The organism is uncultured Caldilinea sp., from assembly GCF_937128415.1.
Taxonomy (GTDB): Bacteria; Chloroflexota; Anaerolineae; order Caldilineales; family Caldilineaceae; genus Caldilinea.
On sequence record NZ_CAKZMJ010000066.1, the window covers coordinates 45850 to 69556 of the forward strand.

The following is a 23707-nucleotide window of genomic DNA, read 5'->3' on the forward strand; positions in this document are numbered from 1 at the left end:
CGCTCTCACCCTCTCCCGCTCTCACCCTCTCCCGCTCTCACCTTCTCCCGCTCTCACCTTCTCCCGCTCTCACCCTCTCCCGCTCTTTTCCAGCTTCGCTCATCTGGTCGAGCCGTTCTCGCAACGCAGCCAGGAGCGCCAGCCGATTGCTTTGCAACACGACGACGCTGCGCTCCACCGGCCAGGGGCCTGCCTGAACCAGTGCGAAGGCTGCGCTGCGCCGAAAGCCATAGGCGCCTGCGAGCATCAACAACAGGGCAGGGAGCAACAGCCAGAGGTGCGGCGCCGTATACGCATGCACCTGAAACATGGCAATAGGGACGAACGCAAGCGGAACCGGCCGCTCTGTCGTCTCAATGGCGACAACCCGGCTCTCGGCGACCGTGAAACGCTGCGTCGGCGTTTCATCCTCGCCTTGGAACACTTCGACGAGGAACTCGACGCCCGTCGCCCCACTGTCCTGACGAACGATGCGCATGCCCACGCCGTAACGGGGCGCCACCAGCGCCTGCTCGCCGCCTGGATGCGGAAAGCCCAACCCCACCTCGTTGACGCCAAACGCCTGGCCTGGACGCGCCAGCAGGGGAGCCTCGTCCAAAGTGCGCACGAGCAGCGCCGGCGCGCCGGGTCGGACATTTACGATCACGTCGTTGAATCTGACCTCCCCAGGCGCAAGCGGCAGAGTGCGCTGCGTTTCCCCTTTACTCACCTGCAACGCTGGGGCCACCACCCCGGATTCAGGATATAGAAGCCGGTACTCGACCGTGACGCCGAGCGTGGCGTCCGAAGCGCGCTCGCCAGGCGACAAGGCTGGGGGAAGAAAAGAGAAGCCAGCGACGCTGTGCCAACCCACCAATGCCAACGCCAGCGCCATGCCGGCAGGGAGCAAGGGTCGGAGCGCGCTTTCCAGTTGTCCGCGCACGCCCAGCACTCGCTCTTCTTGAACCTCCTGAGAAGGTTCAACGCCGCCGGATGCAAACGCCTCCGCCTGCAAGGCAGACAAAGAAGTGCGCACTGTGCGCCGTTCAATACGCTCCGCCCACTGCTGCATCTGCGCTTCGCACAGCGTTGCGATGGCGAGCGTCGGCGCCGACGCCGTTCCGCGCCAGCGAAAGATGCGTTCGGACAGAACGACCGGCGCCGCTTCGCCGCAAGGGCGTCCGACGTCTTCAAGGGCGTTCGACAGACGATGAAATAAGAACACCGTCGAGGCCAGATGGGCGACCTGCATGAACGACAGAAAGAGCGTCGCCCAAAGCAAAAATCGAAACACCGGGCTACGCAAAACATCAAACGCGCCCAGGCTGCGCAACAGCCCGCCCAGCGCGCCATAGCCTTCCGCCGTCGCCGTCAGCCAGCGGTCGGCGGCGAGCGCCTCGTTGCGCAGCTGACCGGGCAGCTGCGGCAGCAGGACGCCAAACAGTGCAAACGCTGTCAACAGCGCTCCGAACGCCGCCAGGGCGCGCGGGTCGATCAACGCTTGCCAGAGGACGTCCGGCCAGCCTGCGGCCAGGCGGCGCGCCCCTTCCATCGAGGCAATGGTCTGATCGCTGCGTTGAGGCAGCCTGCCTGAAGAGATTTCCGGCGGAGCCGGCGCCTCTTGGTTCGGCGCCGGCGCACTCAAATCACTCATACGCTAGATTGAACCACGTTTCGATGGCCGCCGCCAGATTCGAGAGCGGCGCGCGTCGCAACGTGCACTCCGGCAACGAGTCGAGAAAGGCCTGTCCGTACGCTTTGCGCCAGATGCGACTGTCCAGCAGCACGACGACGCCGCGGTCGCCGGCGCGGCGGATCAGTCGACCAAAACCCTGGCGGAAACGCAGCACGGCGTCCGGCACCATGTACTCATTGAAGGAATCCTCAAAGTCGGCGCTGCGCGCAGCCACCATCGGGTCGCCGGGGACGGCGAAGGGCAGCCGGGCGATCAGCAAACAGCGCACCTCGTCGCCGGGCAAGTCGACGCCCTCCCAAAAACTGCGCGTGCCCAACAAAACGGCTTGCTCGGCTGCGCGAAATTCGCGCAGCAGCCGGCTGCGGCTCCCTTGCCCATGTTGGAGCACGGCGATCCCCAGCCGCTCCAACGCAGGGCGGATCGCCTCCGCCGTGGCGCGCACCTGTTGATGGCTGGTGAAGAGCGCAAGCGTGCGGCCGCGGCAGGCGATCGCCGCCGTCATCACCGCCTGCTCGACCATGCTCTGATAGCGGGCGTCATCGGGCGGCGGCATATCGGTGGGCAAATAGAGCAGCACGTTGCGTCGATAGTCGAAGGGGCTATCGACGGTGGCGACTTTAACGTCCCACAGCCCCAGGCGATCGCGCAGGTAGGCAAAGTTGGCGCCGATGCGCAGCGTGGCGCCGGTGAAAACGATGCTTTTGCAGCGATGCACCAGGCCCTTCTCGATGACGGCGTTGACGGTGCGAGGTGCAGCGGCGATGACGATGTCGTCCTTCTCCTCTGGACTCACCTCGAGCCAGGCGACCAGGTTGGCGTCCCCGCCGCGGGGAGCGAGCACCAGCTCGTCGAGCCGCCTGACCAGTTCACCCAGCATTTCGGTGAGGTTGCGCCAATCGGCGCAGCGTTGATAGGCGCCTTCGCTCTGTCGCCAGTGGGCGGCGTCCAACAAGTCGGCGACTGTGGCCAGCGCGTTGACCAGCCTGCGCAGCGCCTGAATCAGACTGTCGCATTCGATCTCGACCCGGCTCCACATCGGCTGGCTGCGCGTGCGGCCATCCAGGGCCAGGCGCTGCGTGTAGCCTGCGTCGCTGCGCACCTGGTTATGCATGCGGGCAAACGCAGCCAGCGTCGAGACGCACTCGTTCAAGCGCTGTTCGACAGCTTGCGCCGACGCCGCGACGGCGGGGAGCTGCGCCAGCACAGCCTCGTGTCGGCGTTCAGTCGCCAGCCGCTGCACGGCCTCCAACAACTCGCCTCCCTGCATCACCTGCTGCAGCGCGTAGCGCACCTCCGGCCACGCGATGCGATAGGTGAACTGGTCGGTCGCCGCCTCCTCCAGCCGATGGGTTTCATCCACAACGAGATGGGTGTAGGGCGGAAGGATGCGCCCTTCGGTGGCGAGATCGGCCAGCAGCAACGCATGGTTGACGACGATGATATGGGCGCAGTCGCTGCGGCGTCGCGCTTCCAGATAAAAATCGACGTCCGGCAGACCCAGCCACGCGCCGTGCGAGGGGCGATTGCACCGCTCGAAGCTGCACGCGCCTGCGTCGGAGCAGATGCGCTTCCAGATGGCGCGCTCGGCGGCGGTCGCCAGGGTGAGCTCTGCATCATCGCCCGTCTGCGTGAAGGGCAGCCATGCGAGCACCTTCGCCAGCACCGTCAATTCGGTGGGCGAGAGGCGGTGGCTGGTGCGCCACTCGTGGAAGCGTCGCGTGCACAAATAATGTTCGCGTCCCTTGAGCAGGGCGCTGCGCAGCGGCGGCAGCCCCAGCTCTGCCAGCAGCGCAGCGGTCTGCGGCAGGTCTTTTTCCAGGAGCTGCTCTTGCAGGTTGATCGTGTTTGTGGCGACGACGACGCGGCTGTCGTTGGCGACCGCCCACAGCGCGGCGGGCAGCAGATAGGCGAGACTTTTGCCGGTGCCTGTGCCCGCCTCGATCAGCAGATGATCGCCCTGGTTGAAGGCTTCGGCGACCTGCATCGCCATCGCCGCCTGACCGGCGCGAGGCTCGAAGCGATCGCCCAGCAGCCGATGCAGCGGACCGTTCTCGGCGAAGATCTGACCAACCAGGTGCGGCGAGATGGCGATGGCGTTGTCGTCATCTTCAGGACGATTCAATGCAAGAGCACACCCTTCAGAAAGGGCGAAGTGAAACGTGGGCGCCTCGGGCCTAACGGCGAGCGCTTGTCTCGGTCGCGCCCCTTCTTCAGCTTCGGCCTCTGCGGCGACGTCGGCGAAAAGCGTGGCGAGCGCCCATGCGCTCTCCTCGCTGCTTTGGGCGATCAGGCGTAGAATGGTCGGCGGCAACTGCAGCAGGCGACGGTGCAGCGTGCAGAAGAGCTGCGCCGTCGCTTCGGCGTCGCCCGCCGCGCGATGGGCGTCGCTCAGCGGGATGTCCAACCGCAGACAAAGCTCGCCCAGGTTATAGCTGGCCTCGCCCGGCATAAGGATCTGCGCCAGCTCCACCGTATCATAGGCGGGGCGCTGAAAGCGCAGGCCGGCCGCCGTCAAAAAACCGAGGTCGAAGCCGGTGTTGTGCGCCACCACCGCGTATACATCTGCATCGACGAAGGCGCGCAGCTCCGGCAACACGCGGTCGAGCGTCGGCGCATGCGCCACGTCCTCATTGCGGATGCCGGTGATTTGGGTGATGCGCGGCGGAATCGGGCGTCGGGGATTCACGAGCGTGGCGAAGCGTTCGAGCACGCGTTCGGTCGTGAACTTGACTGCGCCGATCTCGATGATGGCGTCCTGATTGGCGTCCAGGCCGGTGGTTTCCAGGTCAAGCGCGACGTAAACGCGCGCGGGCATAGAGATAGGATATCCTTTCAAGCATTTCGCAGAATCTTCGGCGCAGCTCGAACGGGAAGATGACGGAGTCGTTCGTTGCGCTTACGTTTTTGCACTTGGCGTGGGGCGCAGAGGACCTTTAGCCGGAGGGATCAGCACTCCGACCGCCCATTCGTAGCCGTCCGGATCGCGCACATAGGTTTCGCGCCAACCGTGTCCCTTGTCCGTGGCCGGCGCGGCCACCACGGCGCCGTAGGCTCGAGCGCGCTGCTCAACGGCGTCCGGGTCCATCCCTAAAATGCGCACCTGCAAACCAATGCCGCGCTTCACCCCCGCAATTAATTCGGGGTGCCAGGGATGCTCTTCGTGCGTATGGTCGGCGTGCAACATGATCTCCGCCGGCCCCACGCGCAAGGCGGCGAAGTCGACGTCATAATAATGCACCTCCGCAAGAAACACCTCCTGATAAAAGCGCACCGACTGTTCCACGTCGCGCACCAGGAGATTCAGCGCAAGCGGCGGCATCAACGCAGCGTATCGATATCCGGGCATCCAGGGATCGCCCTGGCGCAATTTCTTTCCCATTCGCTTCCTTCCTTACTGCATCAAAGCTGGCGGTTTCGTACACGGTTATCTTATGAAAAAACTTGCATCCTGGGAAATTGTAAATTTCCACTGCTGCTATTTTGTGATTGCCAATTGCGTCGGTTCTGCGGCACAATGGCGCGCATGAACGTATCCGTGATCGCCACCGTCTACAACGAGCGGAAAAGCATCGAACGGCTGCTTGAGTCTCTGGCCAATCAGACGCGACGCCCCGATGAAGTCGTCCTCTGCGACGGCGGCAGCACCGATGGCACGGTGGAGGCGATACGCGCTTTCCTGAACCGACATCGCGATCGTCTGCCCAACGTGCGCGTGATCGAAGCGCCCGGCGCCAACATCAGCCGTGGGCGCAACCTGGCCATCGCCGCTGCGCAGGGCCCGATCATCGCCGCCACCGACGCCGGCGTGCGCCTGGAGCCGACCTGGCTGGAAAAGCTCGTCGACCCCTGGACGCGCGAGCCGGAGACGCTGGCGGTCGCCGGTTTCTTTGCGCCGGACGCAGAGGGCGTTTTCCAGATCGCTATGGCCGCCACCGTCCTGCCGCTGCGCGACGACATCGACCCCGATCGCTTCCTGCCCAGCAGCCGCTCCGTCGCCTTCACCAAAGAGGCGTGGGCGCGCGCGGGCGGCTATCCGGAATGGTTGGATTACTGCGAGGATTTGCTCTTCGACTTCGCCATCAACGCCCAGAAGCCAGATCGCCCGACCGCCTTTGTTTGGGCGCCGGAGGCGCTGGTGCATTTTCGCCCGCGCGAGTCGCTGCGTCAATTTTGGACCCAGTATTATCGTTATGCACGGGGAGACGGCAAGGCCGATCTCTGGCGCAAGCGTCACGCCATCCGCTATGCTACGTACTTTGTAATGCTGCCGCTCTTGCTCGGCCATGCCTTTTGGGGCTTCTTCGCCCGCCCGCTAGGGTGGTTGGGGTTGCTGGCCGGCGTCTTTCTCTATTGCCGACGCCCGTGGCAGCGGCTGCGCGTGCTCGGCGCTTCGCTCCACCCGATGGAATGGATGGCGGCGGCTGCGCTTGTGCCGGTGATTCGCCTGACCGGCGACCTGGCCAAAATGACCGGCTATCCCGTCGGTCTGCTCTGGCGTTGGCGCCATCGCCGCGAGATTCCGGATTGGAAACGCGATCTGGAAAAGGTGAGGCGGATAACGGGAAATTTGGACAAAGTGAGGTAGATTGTAGCTATGCTGCGTGATGCGTGTTTCGTGTTCTGGATTCGAGGGTTCGTAATGGCCCAGGTTCGTAATGGCTTACGCACCACGCAACACGCACCACTTCCTGAGGTGAACGATTGAGCGCTGCAAACATTGAACGCCGAGAAGTGCCCGCCGATCTGATCGAAGCGACGCCTGGCGCGCTGGGAATGTGGCTGCTGGCGTCGCCGCTGTTGCTGTTCATTCTCTGGGCGTGGGTGGACATTTTTGCGTTTCTCAGCCCCATCCCCTGGTACTGGCTCGACGCGTTGATCGGCGCACTCGTCTTTTTGTTTATCGTCGTGCTGCCCTTCGGCTGGCTGGCGCATCGGCTGGTGACCTCTGCGCCAAGGCTCTTTCAGCACGCCGGCTGGGATGTGCAGCCGCTGGAGCCGGTGAGCGAACAGGAGATGTATTTGGTGCGTTACCTCTACCGGGCGAAACATCGCGCACCGGGCGACTGGCGGCGACAGTGGCTGCGTGCGGCGCAAGGATGGGTCTACATCGAAATCGCCGTGATTCTCCTCGGCGGCGTGCTCATGATTCCACTTTTCTTTAGCGCAGTGGATTTTGGGTTTGGACGATAAAACGACATGGCTCTAGTCCGTTGGGCGTGGGTGGTCGCATTGACCTTGATCCTCGCCATTACGCCGCCCAGAATCGTCGAAGCCAATGTGGAAGCCGGCAACGATCCGCCGGCGCCGCCGACCCCCGACGCGCCGCCAGAAGGCGTCGTCGCATCCATCTCCTTCGCCGATCAGGCCGATCTGCAATGGTTGGTCGCCCATTACGACGTCTGGCGCGTCGATCATGCGGCGCAGCGGGCGATGGCGTGGCTGACGCGCGAACAATTGCTTTGGCTGCAGGCGCAGGGGCGTGAGGTCACGGTGGACGAGCAGACGACGCGGGACCTCTATGCGTCCATCGCCGCTGTGAGCAGCGCGGCCAACGAAAGCGGCATCCCCGGCTTTCCCTGCTACCGCACGGTCGAGGAGACGCACGCCGACATGGCGCAGCTCGCCGCCGCCTTCCCCACGCTCGTGCGCGAGGTCAAACTGGGCGAGAGCTGGCGCTACGCGCAGAGCGCAGGCGCAGAGGGCTATGAACTGCGCGGGCTGGCGCTCACCAACCAGGAAAGGCCGGGCCCCAAGCCCATCTTCTTTTTGATGGGCGCCATCCACGCTCGCGAATACACGACGGCGGAGGCGGCCCTGCGCTTCGCCGAGCAGCTCGTGCACGCATACGGGGAGGACCCCGACGCCACCTGGCTGCTCGACTACACCGAAATCCACGTGGCGCCCCAGACCAATCCCGATGGACGCAAGAAGGCGGAGACAGGGTTGCTGTGGCGCAAGAACACAAACAACAATTTCTGTCCGCATGAGAGTGGGCCTCACAATGGCTTTGCTGCCCATTATGGCGTCGACCTCAACCGCAACAGCAGCTTCAAGTGGGCGCAGTGCACCGGCTCAAACTGCTCCAGCGCCGACCCTTGCTCTGTGCTCTATCGCGGCGTCGCCCCCGCCTCGGAGCCGGAGACGCAGGCGCTGGAGAGCTACATGCGCTCGATCTTCGCCGATGTGCGCGGCCCTGAAGACGACGACCCTGCGCCTGAAGATGCATCGGGGCTGATGATCTCGCTGCACAGCTTCTTCCCCAAAATTCTCTTCCCATGGGGCTGGAAGTCGACGCCGGCGCCGAACGGGGCGGCGTTGCAGACGCTGGCGCGCAAATTCGGCTATTACACAGGCTACCCCGCCTGCCAGTCCGGCTCTCCGGGCTGCATCTACATGACCGACGGCACAACCGACGACTTCGCCTACGGCGAGCTTGGCGTAGCCGCCTTCACCTTCGAGCTGGGCTGGGCCTTCTTCGAGTCGTGCGATATGTTCGAGTCCTCGATCCTCACGCCCACGCTGTCCAGTCTGACCTACGCGGCCAAAGCCGCCGTCCGCCCCTACGTTGCGCCCGCCGGTCCGGAGGTGATCAGCGTCACGCTCTCCGTCACGGCGCCCGTTGCAGCCGGCGCGGTCGTCACGCTGACCGCCACCGCCGACGATACGCGCTACTATTCCGGCGGCTACGGCGAGGAGCCGGTGCAGCCGATTCAGGCGATGCGCTATACGCTGAACGCGCCGAGCTGGATCACCGACGTCGTCGCCCACCCGATGACCTCGACCACCGGCGTTTTTACAGCTTCGGTGGAGACGGCCTTTGCACGCATTGACACGACGGGGTGGGCGCCGGGGCGCCATCTGCTCTTCGTCGAAGCCCAGGACGCCGACGGCGTGTGGGGCGTCCCGACGGCCATCTTTCTCGATGTCGATGATGCGCCGGTGGCGGAGGAGCGACGGTATTTCTTCCCGATGGTGACGCGATGAATGTTCTGACGTTTTTGCTCGGGCTGCTGTTGATTGCCGTTGCGTTCTTCTATCTGCGCGGCTGGGTGCGGCTGCGTCAGCGCAAGGTGCGCTTTGCGAGCGCGCCGCGGCTGCTGGTCTTTGTCTTCGCCGTGACGACGACGGCGCTGGTCTTTCTTTCGCCGCTCAACTGGCTCAATCGCGAATATTTCTTTGTGCGCACAGGGCAATATGTGCTGCTCTGCCTCTTCGCCATCCCGGCGTTTTTTATCAGTTGCGCGTTTGACGTTGCGCTGTGGGGGCTGCCGACCTCTATGCGCAAAGCCGTCGTTCGCTGGATGCGCAGCCGCAGCCTGCTGCGCCGCGCCGTGCACAGCCTCACGCGGCCCTGGATTATCTTTTTCTTGTTCATTGCGCTGTTCGCCAGCTGGTACGATGCGCGCGTTGCGAGCTGGCTGTTGCGCGACGACCTGCTCCACACCGCCTCATTGCTGGCGCTAGGCGTCGGCGCCATGCTGACCTGGTGGCATCTGATCGGCACAGGCCCACGCCTGCATTGGGAGCTTTCCCCCTGGCTGGCTGCGCTCGCCATCGTCTTGCTGGAGCTGGTGAACATGTCGGTCGCCGTGCCGCTGGCTTTTTCCACAGAGCCGGTCTATCCTCACTACGCAGCGGCCTCGAATCGTCCCGATCGTCTTCTCATGCTCACCATCGCCGACGACCAATCCTTAGGGGGCGGGCTGCTTTGGGTCGGCGGAAGCGCCGTCTTTCTTTCCAGCATCGTGCTTATTCTCAATCGGCTTTTCGAGCGCCACGGCATGAACCGCGCCGACCCCTGGCCCGATTGGGACGCAGACGAGAAGATGATCATGCCGGGACTGGAGCATCGGGTGAAAAAATGAGAGCGCACATCCCATTCCCTGAACAGGACTGGAAACATCTTTCTCGGCTCCAACCGCTGGCGTTGGAGCGGCTGAGCCGACGCATCCTCGAGGAGGCGCAGGCGATGATCGCCGGCGCAGCGGAAGGCGAACATCATCGCGTCTATCTGGACCTGATCGTTATATCCGCGAGCAGGATCGGGTGATGGCCGACTGTTTTGACCGCTGGAGTCGCTCGAACGCTCTGATGATCCTGCTGTTCTGGCGCCGCTACAACCTGATCACCGACGAAGGGTTCGCAGGCTTTAGCCCCGAAACGCGCGCCAGAGTGGGGTAGGGAGTTCTTCGATTGCGCTTCAAGCGATGGAGCGTCTGCATTTGACAGATTAAGAAAGCTCCTGTAGTATATATGCTGGCATATATACTACAGGAGCTCAAAATGGAGACCGCCAGGCTATTCTACAGCGGCAACAGTCAAGCTGTCCGTCTGCCTAAGGAGTATCGATTCGACGGGGATCGAGTGTATATCAAACGCCTGGGCAATGCTGTAATCTTGTTGCCCTTCAGCGATCCCTGGCGTTCGTTGCTTGACAGTCTAAACCGTTTTTCAGATGATTTTATGGCGACCCGACCCCAAGGGGTTGTTGAGGAGCGAGCAACGCCGTTCTCATGAGGTTCCTCCTTGATACAGACATTTGCATCCACTTGATCCGCCACCGGCCAGAAGGGCTGTTGCGTAAGCTCACATCGTTATCGGTGGGCGAGGTTGGCGTTTCGACCATCACGGTCGCCGAGCTGGAGTACGGCGTATGGCGGAGCAGTCGACCTGAGCAGAACGCTGAGGCGTTGACGTTGTTCTTGCTGCCGCTCGCTTTAGTGGATTTCGACTATCAGGCGGCGAAGGCGTACGGTCGCGTTCGTGCATATCTGGAGAGCATGGGGACGCCGATTGGACCCCTGGACACCCTGATCGCGGCGCAGGCGCTGGGCCTGGGCGCCACCCTGGTCACCCACAACATTGCAGAGTTTCGTCGCGTGCCGGAGCTGCGCGTCGAAAGCTGGTTGTAACAAGCATTTCTTTCACCGGCTCGTAGAACGCAAGCTTACAGAAAGCAGGATGGAACTTCACAGACAATTCTGGCCTTTGGAGGCGTAGCTATGAGCTGCGCCTCCAAAGGCCCATCGAACACGTGGCGGCCGGGAGCCGCACCCACCGTCGCCGCCTTTTGAAGCCTGACCCGGTGCGCACGACGCGCCCTACTCCACCTTCACCGGTTTTAACCTCCAGATGTCTTGCGCGTACTCTCGGATCGTGCGATCGGAGGAGAAGTATCCCGTGCGCGCCGTGTTGAGGATCGACATGCGCGTCCAGGATTCCTGGTCGAGATAAGCCTGCGACACGCGCTCCTGGCAATCGATGTACGCCTGGTAGTCGGCGAAGACTAGATACTCATCCCGGCTCAGCAGCGACTCGACCAACGGGCGGAAGAGCGAGGCGTCCCCGCGCGAGAAGACGCCGGAGGCGATCGCATCGACGGCGCGCTTCAACGCCGGATTGCTCGCGTACCAGTCATACGGACGATAGCCGCGCGCCTTGAGCTCCATCACCTCCTGGGCGTTGAGGCCGAAGAGGAAGAAATTCTCCGGGCCGACCAGCTCGCGAATTTCGATGTTGGCCCCGTCGAGTGTGCCGATGGTGAGCGCGCCGTTGAGGGCGAACTTCATGTTGCCCGTGCCGGAAGCTTCCTTGCCCGCCAGCGAGATCTGCTCCGACAATTCGGCGCCCGGATAGATGATCTGCCCCATCGTCACGTTGAAATTAGCCGGGAAGACCACTTTCAGGCGGTCGCGCACGACGGGATCGTTGTTGACGACCTCGGCCACGCTGTTGATCAACTTGATGATCAGCTTGGCGGTGGCGTAGCCGGAGGCGGACTTGGCGCCGAACAGGAAGGTGCGCGGCACGATGTCGAGGTTGGGGTTGTCTTGCAGCCGCTGATAGAGCGTCACGATGTGGAGCAGCTTGAGCAGTTGTCGTTTGTATTCGTGCAGGCGCTTGACCATGGCGTCCATCATGGCTGCGGAGTCGAGCGCCACCCCCGTGCTGCGTTGCGCAAATGCAATCAGGTCGGCTTTATTCTGTTGCTTGATTGCCCGCCAGCGCTGACGGAACGCCGGGTCGTCCACATATTTCTCCAGCTCGCGCAGTCGGTCCAGCTCGTTGATCCAGCCTTCGCCGATGGCTTCGGTGATCAGGTTGCACAGCCGCGGATTGGAGAGCAGCAGGAAGCGCCGCGGGCTGACGCCGTTGGTCTTGTTCTGGAACTTCTCCGGGAACATCTCGCCGAAGTCGGCCAGCGTGTACTCGCGCAGCAGCCGCGATTGCAGCTCGGCGACGCCGTTGATGGCGAAGCTGCCCACGCTGGCAAGGTTGGCCATGCGCACCTGGCGGCCATCGTTTTCATCGATCAACGACATGCGCGCCACGCGAGCGTTGTCGCCGGGGAAGCGGGCGCGCACCTGCGCCAGGAAACGATGGTTGATCTCGTAGATGATCTCCAGGTGCCGCGGCAACAGATACTCGAACAGGCTCACCGGCCAGCGCTCCAGCGCCTCCGGCAGCAACGTGTGGCAAGTGTAGGCGAAGGTGCGCTGGGTGATGCTCCACGCCTGATCCCATCCCAGGCCCCCTTCGTCGACGAGGATGCGCATCAATTCGGGGATGGCGATCACCGGGTGCGTGTCGTTGAGCTGAATCGCCACCTTGTCTGGGAAAGCGTTCCAGTCCTGGTTGCGCAGCCGGAAGCGGCGGATGATGTCTCGCAGCGAACAGGCCACGAAGAAGTATTGCTGACGCAGGCGCAACTCGCGGCCCTGAGGCGTGCCGTCGTTTGGGTAGAGCACCTTGCTGATGTTCTCCGAGAAAATTTTCTGTTGCACCGCCTGCACGTAGTTGCCGGTGTCGAACATCTGGAAGTCGAACTCTTCAGCCGCGCGCGCCCGCCACAGCCGCAGAATATTGACCGTATTGGTGCCGTAGCCCGGGGCAAGCATGGTGCAAGGTTCGCCCAACACCTTCTGGCCGGGAACCCAGCGTGTGCGCAGTCGGCCGCTGCTGTCCGGCGCGTGTTCGGTGTAGCCGCCGAAGCCGACCTCGATCATGTCGTCGGAGTGAATGAACTCCCAGGGGTTGCCATGGAGCAGCCAGGCGTCGGGTTGCTCCACCTGCCAGCCGTCGACGAAGGTCTGGCGGAAAATGCCGAACTCGTACCGGATGCCATAGCCGACCGCCGGCAGATCGAGCGTCGCCAGCGAGTCCATGAAGCAGGCCGCCAGGCGGCCGAGGCCGCCGTTGCCGAGCCCCGGCTCCGGCTCCAGCTCTAGAAATTCCTCCAGGGTGACGCCAAAGCTCATCGCCACCTGCGCGGCCACGTCGGTTAAGCCGGTGTACGCAAGATTCTGGCCGAGCTGTTTGCCGAGCATGTACTCGGCGGAGAGATAGTAGGTGAACTTGGGATTGGCTTCGTAGTGCGCTTCGGTCGTTTTGCGCCAACGCTCTGTCAGGAGATCGCGGATGGCGAGCGAGAGCGCGCAATACAGGTCATGTTTGGTGGCGGATTGAATCGCTTTGCCCACCGAATTATACAGGCGCTGCATCACCGCCCGTCGCAACTCTTCAGCGCCGACCGGCGCTTGTAGAGCGGAAGGCGCCGCGGTTGTCGTTGTTTGAGACATGGTTCATCACTTTCATTTCAATAATTCCAGCTTGTCGCGTGACCGACAGGTATTTTTACCACGAATTCATAGAGACGCGAAGTCTGGCTTCCTTGTGATTTTGCATCAAGACGCGAAATCATCCCACAATCCCCGTAGCTACGGCTACGAGCCGCAGCACACAGCCCACCAAAGGCTGCGTGAACGCCTCTCACGACGCCAGAACAATGGGAATCCCGCCAGACTGCGAGTCAATAGTATATCATTTGTCCATTTGCCGGAATAATGCAATGATTGAATATGCCTTGTGACAGGTTTTGTCAAGAAAGGGGGACGCGTTGAACGGGGTGTTGCGCATCTTGCTAATTTTGGCCATCGCCTACGTTCTGTTCGTCTTGCTCGCCTATGGGATGCAACGCCGCCTGTTGTATTTTCCGTTGCAGACGCTTCCCTCCGATGCACAGCTGGAAAGAATAGGCTTGCGCTTCTGGCCGGCGGATGGCGGTGAACACCGAGGGTTCATCTCCGATGCGTTGGCGCCGGCGAGCAACGGCGTTGTGATCGTGTTTCATGGCAACGCCGGCGCGGCCTGGCAACGCAGCTATTACATCGAGGCGCTGGAGCCGTTGGGCTATCGCGTGCTCCTTGCCGAATATCCGGGGTACGGCGGCCGGGCGGGCGAGCCAAGCGAAGATGCGCTCGTCGCCGATGCGCGGGAGACGCTGCGTCGCGCCTACGAAGAGTTTGGCGGGCCGATTTACCTGTGGGGCGAGTCTCTGGGCGCCGCCGTTGTCGCAGCGGCGGCGGCCCAACCCTCGGCGCCGCTCGCCGGCCTGGTGCTGTTGACGCCCTGGGACAGCCTGACCGCGCTGGCGCAGCGCCTCTATCCCTTTCTGCCCGTGCGCTGGCTTCTGCTCGACCGCTACGACAGCCTGCGCAACCTCGAAGGCGCCTCTATCCCGATCGCGGTCGTGATTGCGGAGCGGGACGAGATCATTCCACGAGAGCATTCGGAGCGCCTCTATGCTTCGCTCACAGGCCCCAAACGCCGTTGGGTGCTTCCTGACGCCGGCCACAACAGCTGGCCAGTCGAGCCATGGCATAGCTGGTGGGGCGAGGTGATGGCCTTCGTCGGCGGCGCTCCGTGAGTGCGCAGGAGAGAATCGACGCCCGGAGAGGCGGCCAGATGAAATTTGAATTCTGACGCCTCGTAGGTGCAGTTCGTCGCCGCGCGTGCTCGAACCATTCAAAATCTTAGGGTCTGTCAAGAATGTGCGGCTGGGAGCCGCACCTACGATGATTGTTGGGTGGATTATTGGGTGGATTGCCGGGTGATTTTGTGAAAAAACGGCTCTACGTCATGCGCTGCAGAATCGAGGGCAAGTGGCGAAAATCGCGACAGACGGCGTGGGCGCGCGTGCAGTGGCTGCCGCGGTCGACGATGCCGGTGTACAGAATGGCGCGCATCCCCACCGAGAGCGGCCCGAGCACATCGTTCTGCTCGCGATCCCCGATATGCGCGATCATGGCAGGCGGCAATCCCAGCTCCAGCGCTGCGCGGCGAAAAATTTGCGCCGAAGGTTTGGAGACGCCCACTTCATCGGAGAAGAGAAAGAATCGGAAATAGTGCAACAGCCCTTGCTGGTAAAGCAAATGGCGGATGCCGCGGCCGTTGGTGTGAATCGTGTCCGAAACGATGCCGAGCGCATAGTGTCGAGAAAGCTCGGCGAGGACGGCGTGGATATGCGGCGCAAAATCGGGGGCGATGCGCACCTCCATCGTCTCGATCGCACGCGCCAGCTCGTTAACTTCGCGCACGAACGCGGCGTAACGCCCCGGCGCAGGCCGCAACCCTAGAAATTCATACGCATAGCTTAAACGGCGGTGGACGCCCGGCGTTCGCTGATGCTCGCGCCATTCCGTCTGGAAGCGGGCATTGGCCTGGCGATACGCCTCCTCCGCCTGCTTCCGCTCGATGTGCGGGTAGCGCCGCACGATGTGGTCGACGAAAAGTTGCATGCGTTCGGCGGACTTCGTGGGCAGCCCCAGCCGCGCTCGCTTGCGCTCGTCGGAATCATCGACCGCAATGGTGTCCCAGAAGTCAAAGGTCACGGCCTGAATCATGAAAACCGATCATACCACAGAAGAGGCGACGCAGGGCCGCCTGAGAACTCAGATCATCATTTTGATGGGTTGGCTTTGCGTTTCATGGCGGGCGACTCTGTAGTATAATGGTCAAGCGCTATACGGCGCCGATTCGTAGAGAATCGGTCCGAAAAGGAGCGTGAAGAAACGCATGCAGAGAGGCGGTCTCCTTCAGCGAACAGCGGCATGGCTTGCCGAGCGACGTCTTTGGCTCTTTTGGCTGTCCTTGGCGATTTTCGGGATCGGCGCCTGGCGGGTTGGGCCATGGCTCTGGTCGCTGTTGCAAGACGAAGCTGCGTTGGAGGCGTTCATTGCCCAACTTGGCCTATGGGGGCCGTTGGCGCTGATTGCGCTCAACGCGTTGCAGATCGTCGTGGCGCCCCTGCCCGGCTATGTGATGCAAGCCGCCGCCGGCTATCTGTTCGGCCCGCTTTGGGGAGGCGTGTTCGGCGTGCTGGGCGTGTTGATCGGTTCGATGGCCGCCATGGCGCTGGCGCGCCTCTTCGGTCGCCCTCTGGTCGAGCGGCTGGTGGGGGCGGAGCGCCTCAGCCGCTGGGAGCGCATGACCTTCAGCACGAGCACTGCAGTGTGGTTTGCAATTCTTTTGGCGCCGACCGGCGACCTGCCCTATTTTATGGCAGGGCTGTCGCAGGTCTCGTTCACGAAGATTTTTCTGTTGACGCTGGCAATTCGCGCACCCTCGACCATGGTGGTGGCGGCCGCCGGCGCGGGCGTCTGGTGGCTTTCAGGCTGGCAGCTGGCTGCGCTGCTCCTGGCGCTAGGCCTGCTGACCGTCCTCTTTTTGCGCCATCAGGAGCGGCTGCAGACGTTGATCGATCGACGGGTGCAGAGGCGATTCTCAGGGGAGGAGTCGTCATGAGTGAGATGCCGATGACGCTGGTGGAACGCATCGACGCCGACCTGAAGCGCGCCATGCGCGAGCGCAATGAACCGGCAAAACTTGCTTTGCGCAGCTTGAAGACCGCCCTGATGCAGGCGCGCACCAGCGGAGAGCAGGCGCATGATCTGAGCGAAGCAGAAGTGATCGAGGTCGTGCGCCGCGAGGCGAAGCGCCGCAAAGAGGCGGCTGAAGAGTTTGAGCGGCTCGGCGCACCGGATCGCGCCGCCGCCGAAATGCTGGAATATCAGGTGTTGCAACAATATCTACCGCAGCAGCTCACGGAGGCCGAAATCGAGGAGATTGCACGCGCCGTGATCGCCGAGCTGGGCGCTGACTCGCCTAAACAGATGGGACAGGTCATGCCGGCCGTGTTGGCGAAGACGGGCGCACGCGCAGATGGGAGAACGGTGAATCAGGTGGTGCGGCGCCTGCTTGCCCGCTAACTCTACACGCATGGACATTCAACGGTTCTGGGGGGCGGTTCGTCGCACATTGCGCAGCGACCGTCTCCACCAATGGATTCTTTCGCTGCTGATGTTGGCCTCTCTGGCCATCACGATGGTTGCGCTGCTGGCCTGGCAGCTCCCCTACGGCAGTCGCCTGTTGCTCCAGCCGGGCGAGATCGCACCGTTCACGGTCGTTGCGCCGCAGCCGATCACCTTCGAGAGCGAAGTTCTGACCGAACGCGCGCGCGAGCGCGCAGCGCAACAGGTTCCGGATCAATACGACTTCGAGGAAGCGTCGATTCGGCGACAGCGCATCGAGGCTGCCCGTCAGGCATTGGCGCAGGCGACCGCCATTCGTCGGCAAGAGGAGAAGACGCTGGCGCAAAAGACCAACGAGCTGCTGGCGATCGAGGAGTTGGGGCTGGACGCCGAGACGGCTGTGCAGATCCTGTCGCTTTCGGATGAGCAGTGGGCGCAGGTCGAGCATGAGGTGATCGCCGTGCTCGACCGCGTCATGCGCCTCGAAATCCGGGAATCGACGATCAACCAGGCGCGCAACAGTGTGCCCGCCCTCGTCAGTCGGAGCCTGGATGAAGACGCCAGCGACGTGGCGATTCAGCTGGTGAAAAATCTGATCCGTCCCAACAGCTTCTACAACGCCGAACGCACCGCCGCCTTGCGCGCCGAGGCGCGCGCCGGCGTTCCCCCACAAACCATCACGCTCGTCAGGGGCGAAACGGTCATCCGCAGCGGCGATCGCGCCACGCCCGAACAGGTCGAAAAACTCGCCGCCCTGAGCAAATTGCAGTCCGAATGGGATTTCTGGACGGTGACGCGCAACGCCGTCTTTGTCCTGCTGTGGCTCACCGTGACGCTCAGCGCGCTGGCGAAAGTGCGGCGTCCCCTGCTCCAGAATTTGCGCGAACAGGCCCTCCTGCTCGTCATCACCGTGATCTGGCTGCTGGCCGCAAAGGCGATGATCGTGAATCATCCGCTGTTGCCGTTCATCTACCCGCTGGCAGCCTACGCCATTCTGGTCTCGGTCTTCTGCAAAATGCGCGTGGCGCAGGTATTGATCACGATGTTCGCCTTGCTGTTGCTTTATATGCTGCCGACAAACGCGACCATGGTGATCTATCAGACCACCGGCGCCATGCTGGCCGTGTTGCTCGTGGGTCGCGCCGAACGGCTGAACTCCTTTATCTGGGCGGGCGTCGTCGTCGGCCTTTCCAATCTCGCCGTGCTGATCGCCATATCGGCGCCGTTTAGCACCTACAGTTCGACCATGCTCGTCGAACTCCTGCTTGCAACGGTCGTCAACGGCGCCCTGACCGCCGCCATCGCGCTCATCGGTTATTTTGTTTTGGGCAACCTTTTCGACATTGTGACGCCGCTGCAGTTGAACGAGCTGAGCCGTCCGACGCATCCTCTGCTGCGCCAGGTGTTGTTGAAAGCGTCCGGCACCTATCATCACACCATCCTTGTCAGCAACCTGGCCGAACGCGCCGCCGCCGCCATCGGCGCCGACGCCCTGCTCGTACGCGTCGGCGCCTACTATCACGACATCGGCAAGACCGTGCGGCCCTATTTCTTCGCCGAAAACATCATGGACGGCTCCTCGCCCCACGACAAGCTCGACCCCTTGACCAGCGCGCAGATCATCATCAGCCATGTCAAAGACGGCGTCGATCTCGCGCAGAAATACAAGCTGCCCGAACGCATTCAAGATTTCATCCGCGAACACCATGGCCGCTCCCTGGTGAAATATTTCTACCTGATGGCTCAGCAACAGAGCCAGGATGGCGCCACGGTCAACGAAGAGGATTTCCGCTACCCTGGCCCCAATCCGCGTTCGCGCGAGACCGCCATCGTGATGTTGGCGGACACCTGCGAAGCAGCGGTGCGGGCGATGCGGCCGTCCTCTCGAGAAGAGCTGGAACTGCTGGTCAATCGCCTCATCGACGAGCGGGTGGCCAGCGGCGAGTTGAACGATTCTGACCTCACGTTTCGAGACCTGCAGACCATCAAAGAAGTCTTTCTGCAGGTGCTCCAGGGCGTCCATCATCCTCGCATCAAATATCCGGAAAGCGCGTCCGTGCAACCACAGGAGCAGCCCGCTCGGGCTCCTGAGGGCAATGGAGCGGGCCGTAAGACGACGCAACGCGCAGGCTGGGAGGTGGAGGGCTTGGAGGAGCGTGCCCCGTCGTCGGATGTGCAACGGACGCCTGCCATGGAAGGATAAAATGGATACGCCGTCCCTTGGATACGACATTGCCGTCGAAATCGATGAAGCGCTCACCGATTCCATCGACGTGGCCGCAATTCGTGCTGCGGCGGAGGCGACGCTGCGCCGACTTAACGTCGAACGAGCCGGGCTGACCGTTGCGCTCACGACGGACGAGTATGTCCGCAGCCTGAACGCACAATATCGAGGCATCGACGAGCCGACCGACGTGCTCACTTTTGCTGCGCAGGAAAGCCTTCCTGGCGCGCCGTCGCTTGCGTTGCCTGCAGAGGCGCTGGAGGAAATGCAACACTATCTCGGCGACCTGGTGATTGCATACCCCTACAGTGCGCGCCAGGCCGCGCGCTACCAAAACAGCGTCACCGCCGAGCTGCAATTGCTGGTTGTTCACGGCGTGCTGCACCTGCTCGGCTACGATCACGACGATGAGACTTCTGAGCGCGCCATGGGGTCGCTGCAAGAGGAGATTCTGGCGCAGTTCGGTCATGCAGCGCTGGCGCGACGCATCTACGAATAACCGGACGGGGAAAGGGATTCAAGACGGATGATTATGCAATCTTCGCATTCGGCGCAAGGCGCCATCAACGGTCGCGATCGAGGCTTCTGGCCCGGCCGCTGGTTCAGCCTGAAGGCGGCCATCCACGGCGCGCTGCACACCATCCGCACGCAACCCAACGTGCGCATCAAGCTGGCGGCGCTCCTGGTGGTGACCGTGGCGGCTTTCTATTTTCAGGTTTCGGCGCTGGAGTGGGGGCTGCTGGGGCTGACCATTTTTCTGGTGCTGGCGCTGGAATGCATCAACACAGCGATCGAGACAGTCGTCGACCTGGTCTCGCCCCACTACCATCCGATGGCCGGACTCGCCAAAGACGTAGCCGCCGGCGGAATGGTCTTCATGGTGATCGGCAGTCTGTGCGTCGCAGCGGCGATCTTCGGCCCGCGTCTCTGGGCGCTCCTCGTCTGAATAAGAATTCGCGCAACCTTCGGGGGCGACCACGTTTTTAACCGGCGACGCCTCTGGCGCGCAGCGCCTCCAATGCGGCGATGGCGGACTCCAGACGAATGGACTGCACATAGTCGTAGACGGAGTCGATCAGCGCATTCATAGGCGCGCCTGCAGCATTCATCTGCGCCAGCTCGACCAACACCAGGATATACTCCTCTAACAGGCTGCGCTCGCCTGCGAAGCGCAGCGCCTTGCGCAGCCAACGATCGCGCACCTCAATTGCGCCGCGCAGATGCTCGATGCGCGCCAGACCCACCAGCGCCTGGACGTAGGTGTACGGATAGAAGTTGGACCGATCCGCCTGCGCGGCCATGAGCAGACGCTGCGCTGCCTCGATCTGGCCGCGCGCCAGCGCCACCAGGCCCAAACCGATCTCTGCGCTGTTGCGATAGACGCGAAAGAGGGCGGCGTCCACCGGCATCTCCACGATGCGGCGGAAGCGGCGCTCCGCCTCGTCGAGCCGACCGGCCTGCAGCGCCAGAAAACCGCTCGAGATGCGCGGCCACATGCTGCCTAGCTCGCCTGCAGCGCCCGCCACGGCGCGGTTGATGGCGATGCTCTCCTCATTGAGCGCCTGGCTCTGCTCGGCGTCGCCTAGGATGCGCGCGGTCAGCGCCAACTGATGATAGGCGGCGCTGGCGATCGACGGCTGATTGGTCTCGGTCGCCAGGTCAACCACGGTTTCAAGCACGCGCGTCGCCTCGCCCACCTGACCCTGAACCAGCAACACCCAGCCGTATTCAAAAAGCGGCACAACGGCGTGCACTGGCTCCAGGAAGAGCAGGAGGTCCTGCTCCGGATTCGGAATTGGAGGGGGCGCCGGCTGATAGCGCGTCCACTCTCCGTCGACCTCTTCCACGGGCGCGTAGATGCGGCTGCGCCGCTTCAGCAGGTCCAACAGGACGCGCGGGATCGGCGCATCGGTGTCGGCGCTCAGGATGGCGTCGAGAAACTCGTCCAGCACCTGATTGCTCTCCGCCTGCTGTCCGAGCAGGCCGAGCATCGTGGTCAGGCGGCTGTAGGTGGCCAGCATGAGCGTGCGATCCCCGTGTTTTCGCGCCCAATTTTGCAGCCGCCGATAGGTTTCCGTCACTCCCTCCGGATCGAACAGCCCTTCAAAGGCCATGCCTCGCCCCTGGAGCGCCTGTCGGGTGAGCTCCGGGGAGGCTTCGGGGAGAGATTCGAGCAGCTGCAGGCTGCGGTCGAACGCCTCCACCGCCTGACGAAAGCCGTATGTGTGCAAGAGCTTTTCGCCCGCCTTGATGCTGTAATGCGCCGCCTGCAGGCGATGGCTGCCGCCCGCGCAGCTGTAGTGAAAAGCGATCTCGCCCGGGTTCGTGGTCTCTTGACCGAGGTCCACCAGCGCCTCCGCCACGGCGAGATGAAGCCTGCGCCGTTGCAGCAGGCTCAAGCGGTCGTAGACGGTTTGGCGCACCAGATGATGAGCAAAATCGATGCGTTCGTCAGGCCGTTCGATCAGGAATTTGCGCTCCAGCAGCGTCTCCAGCCCACCCAGCGGATCGAAGGTTGCGGCGCTTTCCAACAGGTCCAGGCTGAAGTCGCGACCGATCACTGCGCACAGGTTGAGCACGGCGCGCGCCTCGGTGGGCAGCCGCTCGACGCGTTCCATGATCAGCTCCTGGATGCGCTGGCTGCGCAATTTGGGCGGAGCGGCGGGCGCATGCTCCTCGGTCAGCTCATCGAGCAGCGCGTGCAGCGCGTGATTCACGTCCCCCAGCGACAGGCGCTCGTCCAGGTCGTGGAGCGCTTCCGCCACAAACAGGGCGTTGCCTTGCGTCGTTTCGTAGAGCAGTTCGCCCAATCTGGCCGTCTGCGCCGCATCGACGCCTGGCGTTTGTCCGTCCGCTCTGCCCAGATGCAGCTGCACGAGCGTCTGTACATGCTGGCGGGTGAAACGAGGGACAGGCACCTGAGCATCGCGCTGCAGACGATGAACTGCGTGAACAAAGGCCGCCAGCGCCTCATTCTCCGTCAACTCTTCACTACGATAAGCCATCAATAAGAGCAACGGCAGATCGGAGATGCGTTGCACAAGGCGATTCAGCGTCGTGAGCGTATCCGCATCCGCCCATTGCAGGTCGTCAATAAAAAGCGCCATCGGCCGCAGGGTCGCCAGCGCGATCACGGTCGTCACGAGGCCGTCGATGAGGCGCTGGCGGTTTTCTTCGCCAACGGCCGGCGAGTCGATCACCGCAACGGGAAGATGAGAAAGTCGATCTTGCAGGCTGGGGATGATCTGCGCCAGCGCCGTCAACGCGCCGGCCGGAAGCGCCTGAATGTTTGCATCCGGCAGCGCATAGAAGTATCTGGCGAACGCATCGGCCAGGGGGCCAAAGGGAAGGTCGCGCTCGAGGAACTGACAGCCTGCGCTGATGACGGTCATCGAGCGGTTGGCCGCCTCGGCGAGCAACTGATGGGCCAGGCGCGTCTTGCCTGCGCCGGCTTCGCCGTAAAGCATCACCCACTCCCCGCGTCCGCTCAGCGCGCGCTCCAGTCGCTCCCGCAGGATCGTCATTTCGCGTTCGCGCCCGACGAAAGCCGAGGGAAAGCCGGCGTCGAAGGCGGTCAACAGGGTGCGGGGAGGCAGCTCGAGCGAGCGCTGTTCACTGACAGACGGAGGTAAAATCGCCTCCAACGGGGGGCGCATCACCAGCGGAGGGGTGACGAAGGGCCGCGTCTCGATTTCTCCCTTAAGAATTTGTTGGTGCAGGTGCTGGGTCAACGGGCTGGGATCTGCGCCCAGTTCTTCGCTCAGGATGGTGCGGCAACGTTCATAGGTGAGCAGGGCGCCTGCGCTGTCGCCCGACTCGGCCTGAAAGCGCATCAAGGCTTGATAGGCGTTTTCGCGCACTTCATCCCGCGCCAGAAGGCGGCGACAGAGGGAGATCGCCTCCGGGTAGCGCCCGGCCTCTGCATGCAGCTCCGCCGCCTGCAGCAAAGCGCCAAAATAGCGCTCGCGCAGCCGATCTCGCTCCACCTGTAGCCAGTCGGCGTATAGATCGGTGACGAGATAATCATCCTGGTAAAGGTCAATGGCGCGTTGCAGCAACTGGAGACGCAGCGCAGGATCGGCGCTGTGGTGTGCGCGGTTGAGCAGATGCTCGAACTCCTCGACGTCGAGCCAGATTTCCGGCGCCAAATGAAACGCATAGCCGGGCGTCTGCGTGACGATGTAGCGCGAAGGCGCGCGACTGGGGCGATCCGGCTCGAGCACATTGCGCAACGCATTGACCGCGCTGCGCAACGTCGTGGCGGCGGCGTTCGGCGCGCTGCTCGGCCACAGAATCTCGATAAGCACATCGGTGGAAACGGCGCGCGGGCGCTCTGTGATCAAAATTTTGAGCAGCTGTCGCGCCTGGCGCGTGTGCCAGTCGCCTTCCGTGACCGCAACGCCATCGCGCACGACCTGCAACGCGCCGAAGGTGTAGATGCGAATCCTGGGCTGAGGTGCGCCTGCCTGGCGTTCATCGATTGTTTTGATCTGACTCATGGACGAAGGTGGAAAATCCCCACGCACAGCAACCGATCGGTGTGTTATCGTTCCGATCGCCGCTTGACTACGCTTTTCAGAAATTGCATCTTCCATTGTACCTTACGTCGCGTTACGCAGGCAAGAAAGTCATGACGCAGTGCGTAATTGCGCTTCATCCTATCGCTCTTCCACCTCTTTGCCTGTTTCACAATTGCGCCGTCATTTTGTATTCATGGTA

At 62.7% G+C, this 23707-nt stretch carries 20 protein-coding genes; 14 read left to right on the forward strand and 6 right to left on the reverse strand.

All coding sequences use genetic code 11. The annotated features are described in order from the left end of the window. Positions 1-37 precede the first annotated feature (37 nt). The 3 genes from Q0367_RS10995 to Q0367_RS11005 form a co-directional block, all read right to left on the reverse strand. Entirely contained in the window at positions 38-1633 is a 1596-nt protein-coding gene (locus Q0367_RS10995) for a hypothetical protein (protein WP_298982242.1), read from the reverse strand. Then, complete coding sequence (locus tag Q0367_RS11000) at positions 1626-4490, reverse strand: helicase C-terminal domain-containing protein (RefSeq protein ID WP_298982244.1); 2865 nt, start codon at positions 4488-4490, stop codon at positions 1626-1628. The genes Q0367_RS10995 and Q0367_RS11000 overlap by 8 nt, the downstream gene beginning before the upstream one ends. Before the next feature lie 81 nt (positions 4491-4571). Next, positions 4572-5054, reverse strand: a complete 483-nt coding sequence (locus Q0367_RS11005) for a glyoxalase/bleomycin resistance/extradiol dioxygenase family protein (RefSeq protein WP_297635445.1) — start codon at positions 5052-5054, stop codon at positions 4572-4574. A 144-nt stretch (positions 5055-5198) separates the two neighbouring features. Between Q0367_RS11005 and Q0367_RS11010 the strand changes: the two genes are divergently transcribed. The 8 genes from Q0367_RS11010 (at position 5199) to Q0367_RS11040 (ending at position 10587) form a co-directional block, all read left to right on the forward strand. Then, positions 5199-6260: a glycosyltransferase gene (locus tag Q0367_RS11010; RefSeq protein ID WP_297635448.1), complete on the forward strand. Its 1062-nt coding sequence runs from the start codon at positions 5199-5201 to the stop codon at positions 6258-6260. A 116-nt stretch (positions 6261-6376) separates the two neighbouring features. Continuing rightward, positions 6377-6865: a hypothetical protein gene (locus tag Q0367_RS11015; protein WP_297635451.1), complete on the forward strand. Its 489-nt coding sequence runs from the start codon at positions 6377-6379 to the stop codon at positions 6863-6865. A gap of 6 nt (positions 6866-6871) precedes the next feature. Further along, positions 6872-8659 (forward strand): M14 family zinc carboxypeptidase, encoded by a 1788-nt coding sequence (locus Q0367_RS11020; RefSeq protein ID WP_297635455.1) that lies wholly within the window; start codon positions 6872-6874, stop codon positions 8657-8659. Further along, positions 8656-9540 carry a cytochrome c oxidase assembly protein gene (locus tag Q0367_RS11025; protein WP_297635458.1) on the forward strand — a complete coding sequence of 295 codons (885 nt, stop codon included), beginning with the start codon at positions 8656-8658 and terminating at the stop codon, positions 9538-9540. The genes Q0367_RS11020 and Q0367_RS11025 overlap by 4 nt, the downstream gene beginning before the upstream one ends. Next, the gene (locus Q0367_RS11030) at positions 9537-9725 is read left to right on the forward strand and encodes a hypothetical protein (RefSeq protein WP_297635462.1); all 189 of its coding nucleotides are present in this window, start codon (positions 9537-9539) and stop codon (positions 9723-9725) included. The genes Q0367_RS11025 and Q0367_RS11030 overlap by 4 nt, the downstream gene beginning before the upstream one ends. Beyond that, positions 9725-9856 (forward strand): hypothetical protein, encoded by a 132-nt coding sequence (locus Q0367_RS11035; RefSeq protein ID WP_297635465.1) that lies wholly within the window; start codon positions 9725-9727, stop codon positions 9854-9856. The genes Q0367_RS11030 and Q0367_RS11035 overlap by 1 nt, the downstream gene beginning before the upstream one ends. Positions 9857-9958: 102 nt before the next feature. Then, the gene (gene vapB / locus Q0367_RS21095; protein ID WP_363325857.1) at positions 9959-10192 is read left to right on the forward strand and encodes a type II toxin-antitoxin system VapB family antitoxin; all 234 of its coding nucleotides are present in this window, start codon (positions 9959-9961) and stop codon (positions 10190-10192) included. After that, positions 10189-10587 (forward strand): type II toxin-antitoxin system VapC family toxin, encoded by a 399-nt coding sequence (locus Q0367_RS11040; protein WP_298982251.1) that lies wholly within the window; start codon positions 10189-10191, stop codon positions 10585-10587. The genes vapB and Q0367_RS11040 overlap by 4 nt, the downstream gene beginning before the upstream one ends. A gap of 189 nt (positions 10588-10776) precedes the next feature. Here the strand turns inward: Q0367_RS11040 and Q0367_RS11045 are convergent, their stop codons facing one another. Next, complete coding sequence (locus Q0367_RS11045; RefSeq protein ID WP_298982254.1) at positions 10777-13254, reverse strand: glycogen/starch/alpha-glucan phosphorylase; 2478 nt, start codon at positions 13252-13254, stop codon at positions 10777-10779. 326 nt (positions 13255-13580) lie between these two features. Here Q0367_RS11045 and Q0367_RS11050 point away from each other — a divergent pair, with 326 nt between their 5' ends. Further along, the gene (locus Q0367_RS11050; protein ID WP_298982382.1) at positions 13581-14381 is read left to right on the forward strand and encodes an alpha/beta hydrolase; all 801 of its coding nucleotides are present in this window, start codon (positions 13581-13583) and stop codon (positions 14379-14381) included. 205 nt (positions 14382-14586) lie between these two features. Here the strand turns inward: Q0367_RS11050 and Q0367_RS11055 are convergent, their stop codons facing one another. Continuing rightward, positions 14587-15357, reverse strand: a complete 771-nt coding sequence (locus Q0367_RS11055) for an HAD family hydrolase (protein WP_297635470.1) — start codon at positions 15355-15357, stop codon at positions 14587-14589. A 172-nt stretch (positions 15358-15529) separates the two neighbouring features. Here Q0367_RS11055 and Q0367_RS11060 point away from each other — a divergent pair, with 172 nt between their 5' ends. The 5 genes from Q0367_RS11060 to Q0367_RS11080 are packed head-to-tail and all read left to right on the forward strand — an operon-like array spanning position 15530 to position 19934. Next, positions 15530-16258 carry a TVP38/TMEM64 family protein gene (locus tag Q0367_RS11060; protein WP_298982256.1) on the forward strand — a complete coding sequence of 243 codons (729 nt, stop codon included), beginning with the start codon at positions 15530-15532 and terminating at the stop codon, positions 16256-16258. Continuing rightward, positions 16255-16722 carry a GatB/YqeY domain-containing protein gene (locus tag Q0367_RS11065; RefSeq protein WP_297635476.1) on the forward strand — a complete coding sequence of 156 codons (468 nt, stop codon included), beginning with the start codon at positions 16255-16257 and terminating at the stop codon, positions 16720-16722. Before Q0367_RS11060 ends, Q0367_RS11065 begins: the two co-directional genes overlap by 4 nt. A gap of 10 nt (positions 16723-16732) precedes the next feature. Then, positions 16733-18967: an HD family phosphohydrolase gene (locus Q0367_RS11070; RefSeq protein WP_298982260.1), complete on the forward strand. Its 2235-nt coding sequence runs from the start codon at positions 16733-16735 to the stop codon at positions 18965-18967. A 1-nt stretch (position 18968) separates the two neighbouring features. Continuing rightward, the gene (gene ybeY / locus Q0367_RS11075) at positions 18969-19487 is read left to right on the forward strand and encodes an rRNA maturation RNase YbeY (protein WP_297635483.1); all 519 of its coding nucleotides are present in this window, start codon (positions 18969-18971) and stop codon (positions 19485-19487) included. Positions 19488-19520: 33 nt separating this feature from the next. Further along, positions 19521-19934, forward strand: a complete 414-nt coding sequence (locus Q0367_RS11080; protein ID WP_298982262.1) for a diacylglycerol kinase family protein — start codon at positions 19521-19523, stop codon at positions 19932-19934. A 37-nt stretch (positions 19935-19971) separates the two neighbouring features. Here the strand turns inward: Q0367_RS11080 and Q0367_RS11085 are convergent, their stop codons facing one another. Beyond that, complete coding sequence (locus Q0367_RS11085; protein ID WP_298982265.1) at positions 19972-23487, reverse strand: BREX system ATP-binding domain-containing protein; 3516 nt, start codon at positions 23485-23487, stop codon at positions 19972-19974. Positions 23488-23707: the final 220 nt, after the last annotated feature.